Below are 18,824 nucleotides of genomic sequence, written 5' to 3'. Positions count from 1 at the left end.
GCTAGTCTGTGATTTTGTTTTGCCATTAATTCAAAATGAAATAGTCGAAATGAAATAAAAAGCCTGCAAATCTGCAGGCTTTTTAGAAGCAAAATTAGCAATAGCCGTCTAAACGGGTTAAAGGTAATTTTTGACCAATGGCTTTTTCAATTTCAGGCAGTGAAAAAGCATCATCTTCAGACAAGAAACTAATACTCACACCACGAGTACCCGCACGACCTGTACGACCAATACGGTGTACATAATCATCAGACTGTTCAGGAAGTGTGAAGTTCACGACATGAGACACGCCATCCACATGGATACCACGACCCGCAACGTCTGTTGCAATCATGATGTTATGTTGACCATTTTTGAACTGATCAAGCATTTTCAAACGCTTATCTTGAGCGATTTCACCTGACAACATCACCACTTTATAACCGTCTTTTTTGAGATGATCATAAAGTTTACGCACTTGATCACGACGATTGGCAAAGATCATAACTTTTTCAATTGGTTCATCACGTAAGATGTCTTCCAGCAATTTATATTTATCAGACTTCGCCACCATGTAGACACGTTGCTCTACATCTGCATTGGTTTTTTTCTCAGGTTCAATTTCAACAGTTACTGGTTCAAACAACCATTGCTGTGCCAAATTTAAAACGTCATAACTAAATGTTGCAGAGAACATCAAAGTTTGTCGTTGTTCTTTACGTGGTGAAAAGCGCACGATACGTTTCACTGAAGGAATAAAGCCCATATCTAAAAGACGGTCAGCTTCATCGATCACTAAAAATTCAATTTGATCGAGCCAAACTTCTTTTTGTTCCACAAAGTCAATTAAGCGACCTGGGGTTGCAACCATAATGTCGACAAAATTACGATTTAATAGATTTTTTTGCTTATCAAAATCTACCCCACCGAGCAAAGTCATGACATTGAGATCAGTGTATTTCACTAAATCTTTTGCATCACTTTCAATTTGCAAAGCAAGTTCGCGCGTTGGTGCAAGAATCAATGCACGCGGTTCACCACGATAACGCTGTTCTTTAATTGGATTATTCAACAAGTCATTGATCACACTGACCAAGAAAGCCGCAGTCTTCCCAGTACCAGTTTGAGCACGACCAATAGCGTCATGTCCAGCCAATGTAAATTTTAAAACCTTTTGCTGAATAGGCGTCATATCCTTAAAACCCAAAGCATCAATGGCTTTTTTAAGGTTCGGATGTAAATTTAAGGTTTCAAAACCTGATGACATATAGATGTGCCCTAATTGAATAATCACAAAATTGCTGAAGCATTATAAACAAAAAACGCCCCAATTTACATTGGAGCGTTTTCGAGTACATTCAGACGATTAGTCTAAAGGTTGTACTTCTTCAGCTTGGAAGCCTTTTTGACCTTTAACAACGCTGAATTCTACGCGTTGGCCGTCACGAAGTGAACGGTGGCCTTCGCCCATAATTGCGCGGAAATGAACGAATACGTCGTCGCCGCCGTTACGTTGAATAAAGCCAAAGCCTTTAGTGTCGTTGAACCATTTAACAACGCCTTGTTCACGAGCTGTCATAAGTTAATCCTTATCGTATTTAAAAAAGAAGGACCACCCGGTGTTGCAAACAGCAGACCAAACAAGGTTAAAAAAAATATTTTTATTTCTAAGCTTGTAATCATTCTGTAAAACTATCAACAAAATCCCGGTTACATCCAAATATATCAAGAGTTAAGAGGCTTCACAGCCAACAAAAATCTTAACAACGCAACGAGCTTAACACGGGTTTACCGCAATTAATAGATTTTTTTGATCTATTTTCCTTTTGAATATTCTTATTTTTTCACATCGTTTGAGTTATAAATCACAAAGGATTTTTACCTATTTTAGGTTGGGATTTGGCACTGTATTTGCTAATATTTCCATTGAAATGTAAACATGTTGGATCTGCTTCGTGAATGACAGCCAAAATTCGCTTTTAACTGTAGATGCAATGGGTAAACCCTGCCCGATGCCACTATTGATGCTCAAAAAAGCTTTAAAGAAAAGTCCAGACCAATCTTTATTGTTAAAGTCATCCGATCCGCACAGCCAACAAGATGTATCACGATACTGTCAAATACATCAGTTAAACTGTGAAATGCGCAAAATTTCCGATTCTGAGTTTCATTACTTAATTGAATCTTAAAAAGATTCAGTTAAACTAAATTGCTTCATAATTGAATAAAAGTTTACATTTCTATACCCAATTTTCCATAATTTACGGAAATATTGGATTAAGATGAATCTTAGTTATTGGGCTTACCCATTTTAATTCTCAAGGAGAAAACATGAGTGACAGCAGCAATCAATTGATGCCCCTGTCATTATCGGCACCTGGGGTGAATCTTGGTGCTTATATTAGTACTGTTAATCAGATTCCAATTTTATCGGCCGAACAAGAAAAAGAGCTGGCCGAACGTTATTATTATGACCAAGATTTAGACGCAGCTAAGATGCTGGTGATGTCGCATCTTCGTTTTGTTGTGCATATCGCACGTAGCTATGCAGGCTACGGTTTGCCACAAGGTGACCTGATTCAAGAAGGTAACTTGGGCTTAATGAAAGCGGTAAAACGTTTTGACCCAAACATGGGCGTACGTCTTGTATCTTTTGCTGTGCATTGGATTAAAGCAGAAATTCATGAATATGTGATTCGTAACTGGCGTATTGTCAAAATTGCGACCACTAAAGCACAGCGTAAATTATTCTTTAATTTACGTAGCTTAAAAAAGTCCTCTAAAAAATTAACTTTGGCTGAAGCACAGTCGATTGCCAATGACTTAAATGTAACACCTGAACAAGTCTTGGAAATGGAAGGCCGTTTAACAGCTTATGATGCTGCCTTTGAAGCTCAAGGTGATGATGACGATGAAGGTTCGACCCATGTCGCTCCTGCCCTTTATCTCGAAGATAACCGTTACGACCCTGCGCGTTTAGCGGAAGATGAAGATTACGAAGAACAAAGCACTTCAGCTTTACATGAAGCCATGGATCAGTTGGATGACCGTTCACGTAACATCTTACAACGTCGCTGGTTAGATGACGAAAAGTCGACGCTGCATGAATTGGCGGCGGAATATAATGTATCTGCTGAACGTATTCGTCAGTTGGAAAAAAATGCGATGGAAAAAATTAAAGTCGCAATGTCCTCAAACTAAGTTGAAGGCTTTTCCAGTCATTCTTAAAAAGAGCATTTCGATGCTCTTTTTTATGTCTGAATAGTATTGAATGACAAGCTACAACACAAAAACTTTGGGCATTTTTGCTTTAACCCTGCGTGCTAAATATGCTATGGTTATGCGCAAATTTTGTTAAGGTGAATGCACATGTGGATTGCCATTTCCGCACTTAACTTAGCTTTTGCTGTAATGCTTGGTGCCTTTGGTGCACACGGATTAAAAGCTCGCGCGACTGAAGCCCAATTGGCTTGGTGGCAAACTGCAACGGACTATTTCTTTTATCATGCACTGGGCTTACTTGCCCTCGCGATCTTATCCAAAGTCATTCCCCAACTTCCAATAAAAGCCAGTTTCCTACTTATACAAATTGGTATTTTCTTCTTCTGTGGTTCTTTATATGTGATGGCTCTAGGTTTACCACGCAGTCTCGGTGCCATTACTCCAATTGGTGGAGCGTTGATGATTGCTGGATGGCTCATATTGGCCTGGAATGCATTTAAATACGCAAAATAATTAACCACAGATTTTGGCCTTATTCAATAGGTAAGGCAGCAAGAACGGAATCCACAAATGCAAATCTATTTAAACGGCGAAGCTACACAAACCGAATGTGTCAACCTCTTGCAATTGGTTCAACAATTACAACTGGAAGGCAAACGCTTCGCTGTTGAAAAAAATGAAATGATCATCTCGAAAAGTAAATTGGAACAAACCCCAATTGCAGAGCAAGATCATATTGAAATTATTCATGCCGTAGGTGGCGGCTAAAATGGAGCTCCCATGGAAGATACACCCCTAATCATTGGTTCACGTACATTTAATTCACGACTTTTAGTTGGTACAGGTAAGTACAAGGACTTAACGGAAACTGACCAGGCCATTCAAGCCAGTGGTGCTGAAATTGTGACCGTTGCCATTCGCCGTGTGAATATTGGTCAGCATCCAGACCAGCCGAACTTGCTTTCTGTAGTTCCACCTGAAAAATATACGATTTTGCCAAATACAGCAGGTTGTTTCGATGCGAACAGCGCGGTCCGTACTTGTATGTTGGCGCGTGAACTCTTAGATGGTCACAATCTGGTTAAACTTGAGGTTTTAGGCGATGAGAAAACCTTATATCCAAATATTACCGAGACTTTAAAAGCTGCACGTACATTGATTGACGATGGCTTTGAAATCATGGTTTATACCTCAGATGACCCGATTGTGGCACAAGAACTGGAAAGCATGGGCTGTGTAGCGATTATGCCTTTAGGTAGTCTCATTGGCTCAGGTTTAGGCATTCTCAACCCACATACTATTTCGATCATTAAAGACAATGCCAAAGTGCCTGTCTTGGTCGATGCGGGTGTAGGTACAGCAAGTGATGCAGCGATAGCGATGGAATTGGGCTGTGATGGCGTATTAATGAATACAGCAATTGCAGCTGCACAAAACCCTGTTCTGATGGCTTCAGCGATGAAAAAAGCAGTTGAAGCCGGTCGTGAAGCATTCCTTGCAGGACGTATGCCACGTAAACGCATGGCAAATGCCAGTTCACCTGAAACCGGCTACTTCTTTAAATAAGAACTCATTCACGGTATAAAAGAGGACTCTATTGAGTCCTTTTTTTGATTTTGAAAACCTGATAATAATGAAAATATCCCATATATTTTGTACTTTGAGTCTTTGTGTCGCATCTAGTTGGCTGTCTGCCCAAGTGCCCAGCACAGCCAAATCACTCGCGCCTCAAGGTTGGGACATTTTGATGGCTACGACTGGCGACCTAAACAAAGATCAAATGCCAGATATTGCGATGATCGTGGAAAAACAAAAAGTCGATGTGGTGACCTATGATGACGATGGCAAAGTCGTTCATAACCATCCACGACAACTCATCGTATTTTTTAAAACCGCAAAGGGATATCAACGTATCGTAGAAAACAACAGTATCCCAGTCGCTCAGCAACCGAATTCATGCTTACTTGATCCACTTGCTGAAGCAGAAGACATCCAAATCAGTAAAGGCAATTTACTCGTTCATTTTAGTTATTTTATGGCTTGTGGTGGCTGGGAATGGCCCCGACATAGTTATACCTTCCGTTGGCAAAATCAACGCTTTGATCTGATTGGTTTTGACTACAATAACTTTCACCGAGCTTCTGGTGAAGAAACATCGAAAAGCTATAATTTTTCGACCTTAAAACGTAAGGAAATTGTAGGCGGCAATATGTTTGAAGATGCCAAAACTCAAACCAAATGGTCAACCTTCAAAGCACCACAACAACTGACGCTTAAAAATATTAACTTTGATGATTTCTATACACAGTTCGAGTACTAAGTTAAACCTGAGCAATGCCAATCTAGCAATAAAAAAACCGCCAATTTCGGCGGTCTTTTTTAATTCAATTTGAATACACAACTTAAGGAATTAAACCTTCATCTCGCATCGCAATTTGAACTGATTGGCGCTCTGCAACTTTGTTGCGTAATGCAATGATATTTTTATATGGCGTTAAATCATGACCGATGCCATTTGACCAATTTGTCAGTACAAAGAGATAAGCATCTGCTGGGCCAAAGTTATCATCGACCAAATAGTCGTTATCCGATTCACCAATCGCTTTATCGATGTATGTCAATAAACGATCAATTTCTGCATAAGCTTTTTCTTTAGCGTCTGCATCTAGTGGTGCACCAAAGAATACGGCATAAGCATCATGTAATTCTGAGTTCAAATAGCCAAGCCATTCTAAAACTTTGGCACGACCTAAACCTGATGGCGGAATTAAGTCTTGTTTTGGATCATGCTGTGCAAGGAACGGTAAAATGGCCACATTCTCGGTCAGGATCAAACCTGGATTAATTTCTAATGCAGGTACATAACCTTTTGGGTTGATCTCGTAATAATCTACCCCTTTTTCTGTTTTATGGTTTTTTAGGTCAACACGGACCAAATCAAAATCGACATTAATTTCATTTAAAATTATATGTGATGCTAATGAACATGCACCTGGAGAATAATAAAGCTTCATATCTGATCCTTGTTATGTACTATTCAATGTTTTAAATCTCTTCTGTCAAACTTTCAAGTGATCAAACCTGTAAATTGCAAAAAAGCGTAAATGCTGAAACACATATACTCATTGACTATTATCCATATTTAAGAAGATTTCAAGTCACAGTGTTATGCATTTTTATACTCAGTTGTTTTAACATAGCCGCGTTTAAGATTTGATGAAAAGTTACCGTGTTACAACTTAAAAAAGAACAATGGTTTTCCAATATTCGTACTGATGTACTCGCTGGCTTGGTGGTTGGACTTGCGTTGATTCCAGAATCCATCGCCTTTTCAGCTATTGCTGGGGTTGACCCTCAGGTTGGTTTGTACGCTTCGTTTTGTATTGCCGTCACCATTGCCTTTTTTGGTGGTCGTACAGCAATGATTTCAGCTGCTACGGGTGCGATGGCCTTACTTATGATCACGTTGGTCAAAGATCATGGTTTGCAATACCTTTTGGCTGCCACGGTTTTGACTGGTGTGATTCAGATCATTGCTGGCTATTTTAAAGTCGCAAAACTTATGCGCTTCGTCTCGCAGTCAGTGGTGTATGGTTTTTTAAATGCACTCGCGATTTTGATTTTTGTCGCACAGCTACCTGAAATGTCAAAAATGGATAGTTTTGGCTATGTCTTTATGCTTTTAGGACTTGCAATTATTTATCTGTTTCCATATCTACCTAAAATTGGCAAAGCCATTCCATCACCGCTGATTTGCATTATTGTCCTCAGTGGCTTGGCATTATTTTTAGGTGCAGACCTGCGTACTGTAAGTGATTTGGGTAAGTTTCCAGAGACTCTACCTATTTTCTTGATTCCTGAAATTCCTTTCAATCTTGAAACCTTCACGATTATTTTCCCTTATTCCATCACCCTTGCAACAGTTGGCCTATTAGAAACCATGATGACCACGACAGTGATCAATGAAGTCACTGGAACTGAAGGTGATCGTCATCAGGAATGTCGTGGTCAAGGGATTGCCAATATAGTCAGTGGCTTTATGGGCGGCATGGCTGGATGTGCCATGATTGGGCAGTCGATTATTAATGTTAGTTCTGGCGCGCGAACTCGCCTTTCCACTTTGGTTGCAGGTGTATTTTTGTTGTGTTTGGTGGTGTTCTTAAAAGAATGGTTGGCTTATGTCCCAATGGCGGCCTTAGTCGCGATTATGGTCATGGTGTCATTCACTACTTTCCAGTGGAATTCCGTCAAGCAATTTTCAAAGCATCCAATGTCTTTTAATGTCGTGATGATTGCTGTGGTGATCGTGGTGCTTGTAACACATAACTTGGCGCTTGGCGTATTGGTTGGTGTGCTCCTCTCTGCGTTGTTTATTATCAATCAACTAGAAAGTTCGGTAAAAGTCACATCAGAACTTAAAGACAAAGTCCGTAGTTACACGGTCTATGGGCAAATTTTCTTTAGTAGCTCTGAGAGTTTTTATCAATTTTTTGATTTTCAGGAGAGGGTTAGTCATGTTCGAATTGATCTGAGTCATGCACATATTTGGGATATTACTTCCGTTAATATTTTGAAGAATGTCGTGCAAAAATTTGAATCAAGACAGATTCAAGTAGAGGTTTTTGGCTTAAATGAAGCAAGTAGCACTTTACTCGACCGTGTCAGTGACTAATGGATTTTTGAAATATTCACTTTGAATCCAATCAATTTTCAATAAAGTGTGACCTATTGAAACCCTATTCAGGATGTATATAGCAAAGGGTTTCAATAATCAAAGTCTCATTTGTAATGACATTACATAAAATACTAAGGCTATAAAAAAGAGAAAAATTCACCATTCATTCGATTTAACTGTATAATTCATCTCATAAAATTATAACTATCAAAAATAAAATAAAGATTTTATGTGACTTTCTATTTATTTTTTTAAATTGTGGATACACAAAATTGGGGGGATTTTGATGGTATGGTTTTGGTCACGACACTGCATTCAAGCAAATCGGCTGCTGGTCTTAGCGATTCTATTTTGCCTGCTATGTTGTATTGCTATACCCACTTTTGCCAATTCCACCCCTCAGATCTCAAGCAGTCATTGTCCTGTTGAAATTACCCATATTGCCACAGCTAAAAGCGCTGTCGAGCAAGAGCGCCCACGTACAGGTTGGCAAAATCTGCAAAAGCTTCCAGACACATGGAATAAACGTTGGCCGGACTATCATGGTATCGCTTGGTACAAAATCCAATTTAAGTTGAACTGTGACCTCCATCAGTTAAATCAACCCATTGCTATCGCTATACAAGGCATCACCCAAAGTGGACGGGTTTATATCAACGATGCCCTACTTTGGCAAGATTATATTTCAACAGAACATTTTTCACGAAGCCAACATCAACCTAGACTATTGAACTTGCCTAGCTCGAGTTTAAAGCAAGGTGTAAATACCATTTGGGTACAAGTGTATGGTTCGGTGACCCAAAAATCAGGACTCAGCTCAGTTCAAATTGGGGAATACCAGCAAGTCTATGATACCTTTAAAATTTGGTTACTCGAACAACGACAATTAGTCGAACTCAATACGATGATTAATTTCGTCGTAGCTGTGTTCTTTTTTTTAGCATGGCTCGCCAATCGTAATGAAAGAGCTTACTTATGGTTAACCATCACTGGTATGTGTTGGGTGTTTTATAGCCTGTGTATTATTTTTAATGGGCCAATTGCATTTCTAACCACCATACAGGTCGACCGCCTACAAAATATAATTTTCTGCTTTTATACGGTTTTTGGCTGTATTGGTGCATGGTATTTTGCAAACCACCCATTTCCAAAAATTCAGAAACTATTATTAAGTCTTGCCACCATCGCCGCTCTCTGTATAGGCTTTGCGCCAGAGGCTTATTTAAAGACCGTCATCCAAATTTGTTTTAGCTTCTTTGTTTTGGTCTTTATGGCCAAATGTATTAGCTACCCATATTTAGCCTATAAAGCCAAAATGGCTGAAACCTATTTGCTTGCAACGCTGTATCTGATTTATTTACCAATTGCGGTACATGATGCGCACTTTATGATGACCATGGAAGGCCATGCGCTCTCACCATATACTGGCCCACTAACCACCCTCGTTTTGGGCGGCGTACTGGCTTTGCGTTTAGCTCGACACACCCGTCAAATTGAGCGTTTTAATAAGACCTTAACTGAAAATGTACAACGAGCTGAACTGAAACTCGCTACCTCACTTGGTCAACAACATCAACTCGCGCTTGAAAATGCACGACTTCAAGAACGAATTCATTTATCTCATGACTTACATGATGGTTTAGGCGGATCAATTGTCCGTTCAATTTTACTGTTAGAACAAAATGACAAAATTGAAAAACCACAAATCATGTCGATGCTTAAACTGTTCCGAAATGATTTAAGACAAGTCATCGATTCAGGTTCGAGTATAGGAACGAAAGTTCCAGACACCCCGATCGAATGGGCGGCACCGATTCGCCATCGCTTTGTACAGCTCTTTGAAGAATTAGACATGAGCTCGAGCTGGAAAATTGCTGCCGAATGGATTCACTCACCTTCTGCGACACAATGTCTCAATTTGACTCGTGTCGCAGAAGAAACCCTGACCAACATTTTAAAGCATAGTCGGGCTAGCAAAGTTCAAGTCAGTTTGTTCGAAACAGAGACTCAACTGATATTACGTATTGAAGATAATGGTATCGGCTTCGACCCTAATGATGTTGAACAAGGTCTACATGTTGGTCTACATAGTATGCAAACACGAATCCATCGTATCGGTGGTGAATTTAAAATACAGTCACAGCCGGGTTGTACCGTTCTTGAGGCCATTTTACCGTTTAAGCTTGATGGTGCTGACAGTGAAGATCTTGATGAAAAAACAGCCTAGATTAATGTTAATTCATGACTTTTGAGCTGAGCATTTGACTGTACATGGCAAATGCTCAGCACGGCTCCAATCGGTAAGATTGAGCAAAAAGCGGATTTATTCACGGTAAAAATTTGACTTGTGTATCTCAGGACTTAAAATACGGCATTCGAATTTTTTACATTTGCCAAAGTTATGTCGAACGATCAATTAGACCAGCACGCAGTAGATCTGGATAACCTGAACGAACACCGTGAAATCGTGACGTTTATGCGCCGCTCTGCGCCACTTAATACTTCGCAACGTACTGCGCTGGAACAATATGGTCATCTAATTTTGGAATATCCTGTTGGGGATTTGCGTCAGCATTTTGAACACCCTGAACGCCCATTAACTGTTGAGATCGGTTTTGGTATGGGGCGTTCTTTGGTACTAATGGCAAAAGCAAACCCTGAACGTAACTTTGTCGGTATTGAAGTACATGTTCCGGGTATCGCTCAATGTGTTTATGAAGCAGGTTTTGCAGGGTTAACTAACCTTCGAGTATTAGATGCTGATGCCATCCAAGTGCTACGTGAAATGCCAGATAACAGTATTAACACTGTGCAATTATACTTCCCAGATCCATGGCAGAAGAAACGTCATTTCAAACGTCGTTTTGTATCTCATGACCGTATGCCATTGGTTGAAGAAAAATTAGAAATCGGCGGTACATTCCACTCAGCGACTGACTGGGAACCGTATGCTGAATGGATGATCGAAGTACTTGAAGAACGTCCACGTCTTGAAAACCTTGCAGGTAAAGGCAATAGCTACCCTCGTCCAGACTGGCGTCCGCAAACTAAGTTTGAACGTCGCGGAATTGAAGCAGGCCATAAAATTAATGACTTCATCTTCAAAAAAGTAAATTAATTTTTGAATGAAATAAAAAACACCGTTAGCGGTGTTTTTTATTGCTGTTTTTGACCTAAGATTTTTCTGTGTTGTATCAAATCATATAAAAACGGCTTACATCTAAGCTACTTGTGATTGGAGCTGACTTTGTCGAATCATATCCACGGCTTTTTCAGCAATCATCACTGTCGGTGCATTGGTATTGCCATTTACCACAGAAGGCATGATAGATGCATCGACGAAACGAAGGCTTTGAATGCCGTAGACTTTCAATTCAGGGTCAACCACAGACATCTCATCTACGCCCATCTTACAACTACCGACAGGGTGATAAACCGTATCCACACGCTGACGTAAGATTGCACGTATATCATCATCCGTTTTGACCAGTGAGGTAAATAAATCTTGCTGATAATGACTCGATAAAGACGGCGACATCATTAACTGCTGCGTCAACTTAAAGCCTTGTACCAAATCTTCTAAATCCTGCTCATCCCCTAAAAAGTTTGGATCAATCAATAATGGATCATTGACACTGGAACCACTTAGTTTGATCGTGCCGCGACTTCTTGGATTGAGCAGACACACATGACACGATAAACCATGGCTTGTATGAAATTTCCGTGCATGGTCATCTACTAACGCCACGACAAAGTGTAATTGCAAATTTGGTATCGCTAAATCGGGTGAAGACTTTAGAAAACCGCCACATTCTGCAAAATTTGAAGCAATCATACCCCTTCGTTCCTTACGATAGCGACTGAACTGCTTGAACATATCAATTGAGCCGGGTAAAGACATGCCAAATGTGCCTTGGTATTCTTTGACTTGATAACCAAAAATGAAATCGGGATGGTCGTGGAAGTTCTTTCCTACACCCGGTAAATGGTGTTTCACTTCAATGCCATGCGCTTGGAGTTCGCTCTGGTCGCCTACTCCAGACAACATTAAAATCTGCGGTGACTGCATCGCTCCGGCACTGAGTAAAACCTCCCGTCTGGCTTTTAGGTGTTTCATTTGCCCTGCATGTTGTACTTCAACACCTTTGGCCACTTTATCTTCTATAATGATTTTATGTGTTGTGGCTTTGGTCAATACAGTTAAATTTGGTCGGTTTAAATGCGGAAACAAATAAGCACGCGCCACACTACAACGCTCTCCATTGATATGCGTAACTTGATAAACCCCTAAGCCTTCTTGTTCTGCACCATTAAAATCATCAAGGACTTTATGACCTTGTGCACGAGCCGCTTCGGTATAGCGTTGATGGAAAATATTATCGCTTTGTACATCTGTGACGGAAAGAGGGCCGTCATTACCGTGAAATTCATTGTGTATTCGGTTGTTATTTTCCGAGCGAATAAAATAGGGCAAGACCTCGTCGTATGACCAGCCAGTATTTCCCTGTGCCGCCCATTGATCATAGTCATTTTTATGTCCACGAATATAAATCATGGCATTAATACTCGATGAACCACCAAGGCATTTTCCACGTGGTTGATAGCCTTTACGACCATTCAAGCCAGCTTGTGGCACAGTTTCAAAAGCCCAATTATTGATTTTGGTCGGCAAGCTCACCACGCATGCAGCTGGAATATTGACCGTCCACTGATCACCTTGTCCACCTGCTTCTAGCAAGCACACAGATATATTTGGATCTTCACTGAGGCGTGCAGCCAGTACGCATCCCGCACTTCCGCCACCAATCACAATGTAATCAAATTCCATTTTTGACATTATTTTCATCCAATTGATTCTTTTTATAAATGCACAATAAGGGATTTAACGCTGACTGAAAAGTTTCTTTTTTAAAATTGTAAGCGTGCTACTGTGCAAGAAGGATGAAACTAATGATCAAAATTATGATGCAAGTTTCACTCATGCAAGGTAGCAAAAATATCGGTGAAAATGATCAATGAACTTGATACGCCCAATCTTGGACTCTATTATTTTTTTAATTTATCGACATTTAAAAGCACAGTAAGCCGCATAGCTAAAGATTTGACTGAAACAATAAATTTGATCAAAGCCTATTTCCGTCAGTAAGCTTTGATAGTGCTGCTGGCTAATCAGTTCAAAATCATCTTCTAAACGCTGCATCATTTTTGTCGCTTGCGCAGCAGATAAACCTTGCATTTGGCAAAATTCAGGCAGGACACGCTGCTCAAAATTCGAATGAGTTTGCATCAAATCAAAACTTAAAAAAATGCCCTGCGGTTTAAGCAGTTCAAATGCTTTTGCTAAAAAATTCGTTTTCTCTGGCAACGCAATGAAATGCGTCACCAAGATACTCAGCACCGCATCGAAACAACTCAACTGCTCAAAAGCAGTATGACTGCCCAAAACAAAATTAACGCGATGCAACTGTCCAGCGGCTTCAACGCGTTGCCGTGTTTGATTCAGCATGTTTTCAGACAATTCTGTAACGGTAAATGACCATGTTGGATTCAAGGCTATGAGATAACCCAATTCATAGCCCGTCCCACATCCAATGATCAGTACATGGGCATCTTCAGCGACATGGCAATTCAACACCGCCTGAATTTGTTGATGGACAAGTTCATAGCCGGGAATTAATTTTCGTATATGTGCATCATAACTTTCGACCACTTGTGGGCTATTAAAATCTTTTGCCATGTAACATCCTGTTTGACATGTATGTCTAAGCTAATAAATATTCATTGTTCTTTATGGATTGTTTATTTCTGATGATGCTCAAAAATCTGCTGACTCAACATTTCATAGACCGCTTTCAGATCGACTTGATCAGCTTGCTCAAGCATATGGGCGTGCATTTGCATGATATTTTGATCCCCACGCATGGCAGGACCTGTTTGCATGTTACGTGGTTCAGCCTGAGTAGCTTTATTGGCTGTCTCTGAAATCAAAGGATAAAGTAAGCTAAAATCGACGTGTTTTGCATCGACAATCTGCTTTGCCATGTCATAACAATAATTACTAAAATTACAGGCAAACACCGCAGCGAGATGCAAACTCAAGCGCTGTGCCGAATCATATTGATAAACCCTTTGGCTAATGCTGTTTGCTAAATCTGTAAGTGTCGTCAAATCTGCAGAGTCGGCCGCTTCTACAAAGATCGGTGTCGACATCCAGTCCACATCTCGATCTAAACTAAAGGTTTGTAAAGGATAAAACACCCCTGCTCGCGAATGCTGTTGGGTCAGTACCGTGATATTGGTGCTACCTGACGTATGCACAATCAAAACTTGTGGCAAATAAGCTTTCACTTGCTGAATAACGGTTGCAATCGATTGGTCGCTCACCGCAATGATCAAAAGATCAATCTCAGCATTCAACTCACTTGGGGTATGAATAGCTTCTGCACCTACTCTTGCTGCAAGTTTTTCTGCATTATCAAGATTTCGCGCATAAACTTGCACAATGTGATGTTGTGGATGAAGCACATTGAGCAAATGATGTGCAACACGACCTGCACCCACAATACTGATTCGCATATAGTTCTAACTCATTTTGGATGGCTACAGCATGTCAGGAAAATATTGGACGTGCAAATCGAGTCGTATTGATAGAATGATTTATTTTCAATTCTTTACATCAGTTTCGCTCAGATAAGACAAAAAGGGATGCGCTTCATCCCTTTTGCTAGACGTCAATCTGAGTGTAATTCATATCATATCGCTTTCAATCTAGACAATATCCACGATATGCATTTGAGCTTTTACGATTTACCAATAATTTGATTCAGTGTCTGTAGGTATTGTTCTGCATCTCGGCGCGCATTGAATTTCTTTTCAAATACACCTGTGTTTTGCACACTGTTGGGTGTGTATTCTACCGAAACAACAAAGGTATCAAGCAAATCTCTATTAATTCGAATTGCAATAATATGATGTGAGTTTAAATAAAAACCTTCATCAACCTTAACTAACATGACCCGCCTCAAAAATCCCACATAATAAAATAGATAAAAAATCTAAACATTCATAAACTTGGATGCATTACCGCATACAGTCATTCATGTGTTAGACCTATTTTATTGTAACGCTATTATGTGATTTATGTTGCAATTATTATGTAATTTTAATAAATTCTCAGAGAAAATTTTTGAGTTTCAGTCATATAAACATGATTGATTTTCAATTCTAACTAAAGATTAGATAAAAAGACTGGATATAAAAAAGCCTGCTGCCATAGCCATGGCAACAGGCTCATTTCAGTACGACTGATTTAACTCAAATCAATCGTACAGAGAGGTTGAATGATTAAACACTTAACATGCTATTTAAGGTTTCTGATACATTCTTCGATTTCACGACAGGTTTAAGCGCTTCAAGTTCGGCTTTAACTTCACTACGCTGCGGCTCTGCCAACGTGTACCAACGGGACAAAATTTGCAGTAAACGTGAACCGACAATTGGATTTTTCTCATCGAGGAATTTTGCTAATTCAACAATATGCTGCACACCAAAGCTCCAAGTATTGACAGGATTGCTATTTAAGCCACCAGTAACCGCACGAATACGGTTCGGTACTTTCAAGTCATAGTCAGGATGAGCAGTCAGTGCCTTAATGGTTTCCGCAGTTGCTTTCGGATGTGCCGCTTGCAACATAAACCATTGGTCCATCGACAATGCTTCATTTTTAAAGCGTGTATAGAAGGTTTCTAAAGCTTGCTGTGCTTGTGGTGCATCATTCCAAACCAATACTTTTAAAGCACCAAGACGTTCAGACATATTGCCTGTTGAGCTGAATTGTTCATAGGCCAATTCAAATACGGATGCATCGCCTTGACGTGCCATCATGCTCAACATAATGTTTTTCAATGCACGAACACCCATAGCTTGTGAAAATTCTTTCTGCGCATCTGGGTCTAAAGTTGCATAAGTCTCTTTAAAGAAAGCACCTAACTCACGTGCCACACGACTTAAAAGTGCTTCACGCTGTTCTTGCACTTGGGCAGGACTGTAGTCGGCATCAATACGGCTACCTAAATAACCCTCTGTCGGTACATCGAATAAACGTGAAGCAAGTAGTGGATCACGCTCAACCAATGCTGGTAATGTATTTTGAATAGCTTGAACATAGATGTCGGCATCATGGCCATTTAACAAAATACGTTCTAACAAGGTTTGGCTGGCTTGCCATTGGTTAAAACCATTCGGCTCGTACTGCATCAGGAATGCAAGCTCTTCATCTGAATAGTTAAATTCAAGATTAACGGGTGCAGAGAAGTTACGCAGTAAAGACACAACAGGCTGGGTTTTTACACCGCTAAATGTAATCGTTGCAGTATCGGTATCAAATAAATACACGCCATCTTTGATGCCATTTTCAACCAATGCATCTGAGCTGAGAACTAACTGTTCACCACTCGTCGCATCAAACAATGCCAAAGCCACAGGAATAGGCACAGCTTTTAAATTTGGATATTTCGGATGCGCTTTTAAGCTTTGTTTCAAGCTTAAAGTATAGGTTTGATTTGCAGCATCGTACTCACCTTTTGCTTCAAGTTTTGGTGTACCCGGTTGGTTATACCAAATCAAGAAACTCGATAAATCTACACCTGATCCCGCTGTTAGTGCTGCTACCCAATCTTCAACAGTCACGGCTTGACCATCATGGCGTTTGAAATATTCGTCTGTACCTGCGCGGAATTTTTCTTTGCCCAAAAGTGTTGCCATCATGCGGTTAATTTCCGCACCTTTTTCGTACACTGTTGCGGTATAGAAGTTATTAATTTCAACAAAATGATCTGGACGCGGTGGATGTGAAAGCGGGCCTGAATCTTCTGGGAACTGATGTGCTTTTAACACAGCAACATCATCGATTCGTTGTACCGCAGCAGATTGTAAATCTTCTGAGAACGACTGATCACGGAATACCGTCAAACCTTCTTTTAAGCATAGTTGGAACCAATCACGACAGGTAATACGGTTACCTGTCCAGTTATGGAAGTATTCATGTGCAATCACAGACTGAACGCGCATGATCGCTGCATCAGTGGTGTATTCTTCATCAGCAAGCACACAAGAGGTGTTGAAAATATTCAAACCTTTGTTTTCCATTGCACCCATGTTAAATGCACTGGTTGCCACGATCAAATAATTGTCTAAGTCATAAGGACGACCATAATGTTCTTCGTCCCAACGCATCGAATGTTTTAAAGCTTCCATGGCAATATGACATTTTGGAATGTCTTTTTCTTCTGCATAGATTTCTAAAGCCACATTACGACCTTCAGACGTCACATAAGTGTCTTTAAGCACTGCCAAATCACCAATCACACAAGCAAAAAGATACGATGGTTTTTTGGTTGGATCTTGCCAAACGGTATAATGACGACCTTCACCGGTTTCACCCGCTTCAATCAAATTACCATTGGCAAGTAATACAGGGAATTTTTTATCCGCTTCAACACGTGTGGTAAATACCGATAGCACATCAGGACGGTCAGGATAATAGGTAATTTTACGGAAGCCTTCAGGCTCGTTTTGGGTAACGAATAAATCGCCTGCCGCTTGGTATAAACCTTCGAGTTGAGTATTGCTTTCAGGATGAATCACGACTTCGGTTTCAATGACAGCTTGGTCAGGTGCATTTGAAATCACTAGTTGTTCTGCATCTACAACATAGGCATCTGCTGGCAAAACTTGACCATTTAAGCGAATTGATTTGAGTTCCAAATCACGACCCAATAACACCAAATCCCCAGCCGTTTGACGCTGCATCACTAATTTTGCATTTACATTGGTATGCTCATCAAAGACTTGAATATCTAGATCGATACTATCTACGACAAATGATGGTTTTTGATAATCTTTTAAATAAACAGTTTGGTCTGCTTCGACCACTGGATTTGCCGCAATATTCATATCTCGTCCTATTCCTTAGTTATTGCTTCATCAGCTTTTTGAACACATTGTGAATGACTTGATCATACGACAAGATGCATAAGCTGTCTTCGCATTTACAATGATTTATATATGGGCTCAGCGCATGTTGTTTTCAATCATCTTTATAGAATAATTTAAAGGTTGGCACATATTTTCGCCATGTTTAAGCAAAATAAATGCCTGAGTTGAGTACAGCTATAACAATGTGCAAATTTTTTTATCTACCTAAAATAAATAAAGCGCCTATATACTAGAAAGAGAAAGTACAGGTGCTTAATCCATCTGTACGTTCAAATTATTGCGCTCAAACTTTCCTGCTTAAGACTTAGAGGATTATTGATTTTCGAAAATTAAATCGAGCGCGCTGTCATAGTCTGCAGCAAAGTAAAATTGAAATGCCGTGACTTTTGAGGTGAGGAATTGCTGAATTTCTTCCGTCGTACCCGCCACATAAATTTTAGATACTTGATGTTGCTGCGCCAGGCCAAGTAACTCGATCGTCTTTTCCAGTGTTTGATCATGCCCAATAATCAGCGCACCAACCGTACCCTGTGACTGCTTATATAATTGCATACGGGTGATATTGCTGTTTTTAAGTGCGTCTGACATATGCATTCCATACAAAGAAAGGATAAAAAAGATCAAAACCTTAAGAAATCAAGCCGAATCTTACTGTGTATCAGGTTCATTAGATTCCGCTTGGTTTCAATTCTAGAAGCCTAGATCATTAGAATTATAAGCTCAATATATACAAATATACTTTTAAAATCCAATCGCTTAGACGATTCCCTCCAAAAAGCACCTAAGCTCTCAAATAATCTCAGTCTTCTAATTTGGATTTGATTGCATACTTCTGTTTAAACGATGCACCAAGATGTTTCTTTTTCAACAGTTTAAGCATTTTGAGAATTCATTAGACATAGCCATACGCATCAATATTATTTTGTTACTTTTAAATTAATAATTTATTTTC

The 18,824-nt window shown here is 39.9% G+C and carries 18 protein-coding genes; 9 read left to right on the top strand and 9 right to left on the bottom strand.

Going from position 1 to position 18,824, the window contains the following annotated elements:
* Positions 1-94 precede the first annotated feature (94 nt).
* Both rhlB and AVJ20_RS14195 read right to left on the bottom strand, forming a co-directional pair.
* Entirely contained in the window at positions 95-1,246 is a 1,152-nt protein-coding gene (gene rhlB, locus AVJ20_RS14200) for an ATP-dependent RNA helicase RhlB (protein ID WP_078193628.1), read from the bottom strand.
* Between the two features lie 99 nt (positions 1,247-1,345).
* Positions 1,346-1,558, bottom strand: coding sequence for a cold-shock protein (locus tag AVJ20_RS14195; RefSeq protein WP_005014923.1), 213 nt, complete (start codon positions 1,556-1,558; stop codon positions 1,346-1,348).
* A gap of 415 nt (positions 1,559-1,973) precedes the next feature.
* On the opposite strand from AVJ20_RS14195, the gene AVJ20_RS14190 reads away from it, so the two are divergent.
* From AVJ20_RS14190 to AVJ20_RS14165, 6 genes are all read left to right on the top strand, one after another.
* The gene (locus AVJ20_RS14190; RefSeq protein ID WP_078189214.1) at positions 1,974-2,168 is read left to right on the top strand and encodes a sulfurtransferase TusA family protein; all 195 of its coding nucleotides are present in this window, start codon (positions 1,974-1,976) and stop codon (positions 2,166-2,168) included.
* A gap of 142 nt (positions 2,169-2,310) precedes the next feature.
* Entirely contained in the window at positions 2,311-3,180 is an 870-nt protein-coding gene (gene rpoH / locus AVJ20_RS14185; protein WP_078188879.1) for an RNA polymerase sigma factor RpoH, read from the top strand.
* 168 nt (positions 3,181-3,348) lie between these two features.
* The gene (locus AVJ20_RS14180; protein WP_111885687.1) at positions 3,349-3,714 is read left to right on the top strand and encodes a DUF423 domain-containing protein; all 366 of its coding nucleotides are present in this window, start codon (positions 3,349-3,351) and stop codon (positions 3,712-3,714) included.
* A gap of 57 nt (positions 3,715-3,771) precedes the next feature.
* The gene (thiS, locus tag AVJ20_RS14175; protein ID WP_111885686.1) at positions 3,772-3,969 is read left to right on the top strand and encodes a sulfur carrier protein ThiS; all 198 of its coding nucleotides are present in this window, start codon (positions 3,772-3,774) and stop codon (positions 3,967-3,969) included.
* A 12-nt stretch (positions 3,970-3,981) separates the two neighbouring features.
* Entirely contained in the window at positions 3,982-4,767 is a 786-nt protein-coding gene (locus AVJ20_RS14170) for a thiazole synthase (protein WP_111885685.1), read from the top strand.
* 181 nt (positions 4,768-4,948) lie between these two features.
* Positions 4,949-5,521 (top strand): hypothetical protein, encoded by a 573-nt coding sequence (locus AVJ20_RS14165; RefSeq protein ID WP_162689775.1) that lies wholly within the window; start codon positions 4,949-4,951, stop codon positions 5,519-5,521.
* Between the two features lie 82 nt (positions 5,522-5,603).
* Here the strand turns inward: AVJ20_RS14165 and AVJ20_RS14160 are convergent, their stop codons facing one another.
* Positions 5,604-6,215, bottom strand: a complete 612-nt coding sequence (locus AVJ20_RS14160; RefSeq protein WP_078188886.1) for a glutathione binding-like protein — start codon at positions 6,213-6,215, stop codon at positions 5,604-5,606.
* Between the two features lie 215 nt (positions 6,216-6,430).
* Here AVJ20_RS14160 and AVJ20_RS14155 point away from each other — a divergent pair, with 215 nt between their 5' ends.
* The 3 genes from AVJ20_RS14155 to trmB all read left to right on the top strand — a co-directional run bounded on the left by AVJ20_RS14155 (position 6,431) and on the right by trmB (position 10,994).
* A complete protein-coding gene (locus tag AVJ20_RS14155) occupies positions 6,431-7,873 on the top strand; it encodes a SulP family inorganic anion transporter (RefSeq protein WP_111885683.1) in 1,443 nt (480 codons plus the stop codon).
* A 289-nt stretch (positions 7,874-8,162) separates the two neighbouring features.
* The gene (locus AVJ20_RS14150) at positions 8,163-10,103 is read left to right on the top strand and encodes an ATP-binding protein (RefSeq protein WP_111885682.1); all 1,941 of its coding nucleotides are present in this window, start codon (positions 8,163-8,165) and stop codon (positions 10,101-10,103) included.
* Between the two features lie 174 nt (positions 10,104-10,277).
* Positions 10,278-10,994 (top strand): tRNA (guanosine(46)-N7)-methyltransferase TrmB, encoded by a 717-nt coding sequence (trmB, locus tag AVJ20_RS14145; protein ID WP_111885681.1) that lies wholly within the window; start codon positions 10,278-10,280, stop codon positions 10,992-10,994.
* A gap of 102 nt (positions 10,995-11,096) precedes the next feature.
* Here the strand turns inward: trmB and AVJ20_RS14140 are convergent, their stop codons facing one another.
* The 6 genes from AVJ20_RS14140 to AVJ20_RS14115 form a co-directional block, all read right to left on the bottom strand.
* Complete coding sequence (locus AVJ20_RS14140; RefSeq protein WP_111885680.1) at positions 11,097-12,713, bottom strand: GMC family oxidoreductase; 1,617 nt, start codon at positions 12,711-12,713, stop codon at positions 11,097-11,099.
* A 222-nt stretch (positions 12,714-12,935) separates the two neighbouring features.
* Positions 12,936-13,613, bottom strand: a complete 678-nt coding sequence (locus AVJ20_RS14135) for a class I SAM-dependent methyltransferase (protein WP_111885679.1) — start codon at positions 13,611-13,613, stop codon at positions 12,936-12,938.
* 62 nt (positions 13,614-13,675) lie between these two features.
* Positions 13,676-14,452 (bottom strand): Rossmann-like and DUF2520 domain-containing protein, encoded by a 777-nt coding sequence (locus AVJ20_RS14130; protein ID WP_111885678.1) that lies wholly within the window; start codon positions 14,450-14,452, stop codon positions 13,676-13,678.
* Between the two features lie 224 nt (positions 14,453-14,676).
* Complete coding sequence (locus AVJ20_RS14125; protein WP_078193638.1) at positions 14,677-14,889, bottom strand: hypothetical protein; 213 nt, start codon at positions 14,887-14,889, stop codon at positions 14,677-14,679.
* 331 nt (positions 14,890-15,220) lie between these two features.
* Positions 15,221-17,830 carry an aminopeptidase N gene (gene pepN / locus AVJ20_RS14120; protein WP_111885677.1) on the bottom strand — a complete coding sequence of 870 codons (2,610 nt, stop codon included), beginning with the start codon at positions 17,828-17,830 and terminating at the stop codon, positions 15,221-15,223.
* 354 nt (positions 17,831-18,184) lie between these two features.
* Positions 18,185-18,460, bottom strand: a complete 276-nt coding sequence (locus AVJ20_RS14115; protein ID WP_111885676.1) for a hypothetical protein — start codon at positions 18,458-18,460, stop codon at positions 18,185-18,187.
* Between the last annotated feature and the right edge of the window lie 364 nt (positions 18,461-18,824).

The sequence above is a fragment of the Acinetobacter sp. CFCC 11171 genome, assembly GCF_003268405.1.
Lineage (GTDB): Bacteria > Pseudomonadota > Gammaproteobacteria > Pseudomonadales > Moraxellaceae > Acinetobacter > Acinetobacter amyesii.
The sequence above is the reverse complement of the archived record's forward strand: the minus strand, read 5'-3'. Positions and strand labels throughout refer to the sequence as shown.

Bases quoted from the DNA above. Each gene is read 5' to 3' on its own strand.
- AVJ20_RS14165 (WP_162689775.1), top strand. From the start codon at position 4,949: ATGGCTACGACTGGCGACCTAAACAAAGATCAAATGCCAGATATTGCG.
- AVJ20_RS14150 (WP_111885682.1), top strand. From the start codon at position 8,163: ATGGTATGGTTTTGGTCACGACACTGCATTCAAGCAAATCGGCTGCTG.
- AVJ20_RS14130 (WP_111885678.1), bottom strand. From the start codon at position 14,452: ATGCGAATCAGTATTGTGGGTGCAGGTCGTGTTGCACATCATTTGCTC.
- AVJ20_RS14160 (WP_078188886.1), bottom strand. From the start codon at position 6,215: ATGAAGCTTTATTATTCTCCAGGTGCATGTTCATTAGCATCACATATA.
- AVJ20_RS14180 (WP_111885687.1), top strand. From the start codon at position 3,349: ATGTGGATTGCCATTTCCGCACTTAACTTAGCTTTTGCTGTAATGCTT.
- AVJ20_RS14190 (WP_078189214.1), top strand. From the start codon at position 1,974: ATGGGTAAACCCTGCCCGATGCCACTATTGATGCTCAAAAAAGCTTTA.
- thiS (WP_111885686.1), top strand. From the start codon at position 3,772: ATGCAAATCTATTTAAACGGCGAAGCTACACAAACCGAATGTGTCAAC.
- pepN (WP_111885677.1), bottom strand. From the start codon at position 17,830: ATGAATATTGCGGCAAATCCAGTGGTCGAAGCAGACCAAACTGTTTAT.
- rhlB (WP_078193628.1), bottom strand. From the start codon at position 1,246: ATGTCATCAGGTTTTGAAACCTTAAATTTACATCCGAACCTTAAAAAA.
- AVJ20_RS14125 (WP_078193638.1), bottom strand. From the start codon at position 14,889: ATGTTAGTTAAGGTTGATGAAGGTTTTTATTTAAACTCACATCATATT.
- AVJ20_RS14170 (WP_111885685.1), top strand. From the start codon at position 3,982: ATGGAAGATACACCCCTAATCATTGGTTCACGTACATTTAATTCACGA.
- trmB (WP_111885681.1), top strand. From the start codon at position 10,278: ATGTCGAACGATCAATTAGACCAGCACGCAGTAGATCTGGATAACCTG.
- AVJ20_RS14115 (WP_111885676.1), bottom strand. From the start codon at position 18,460: ATGTCAGACGCACTTAAAAACAGCAATATCACCCGTATGCAATTATAT.
- rpoH (WP_078188879.1), top strand. From the start codon at position 2,311: ATGAGTGACAGCAGCAATCAATTGATGCCCCTGTCATTATCGGCACCT.
- AVJ20_RS14135 (WP_111885679.1), bottom strand. From the start codon at position 13,613: ATGGCAAAAGATTTTAATAGCCCACAAGTGGTCGAAAGTTATGATGCA.
- AVJ20_RS14195 (WP_005014923.1), bottom strand. From the start codon at position 1,558: ATGACAGCTCGTGAACAAGGCGTTGTTAAATGGTTCAACGACACTAAA.
- AVJ20_RS14140 (WP_111885680.1), bottom strand. From the start codon at position 12,713: ATGTCAAAAATGGAATTTGATTACATTGTGATTGGTGGCGGAAGTGCG.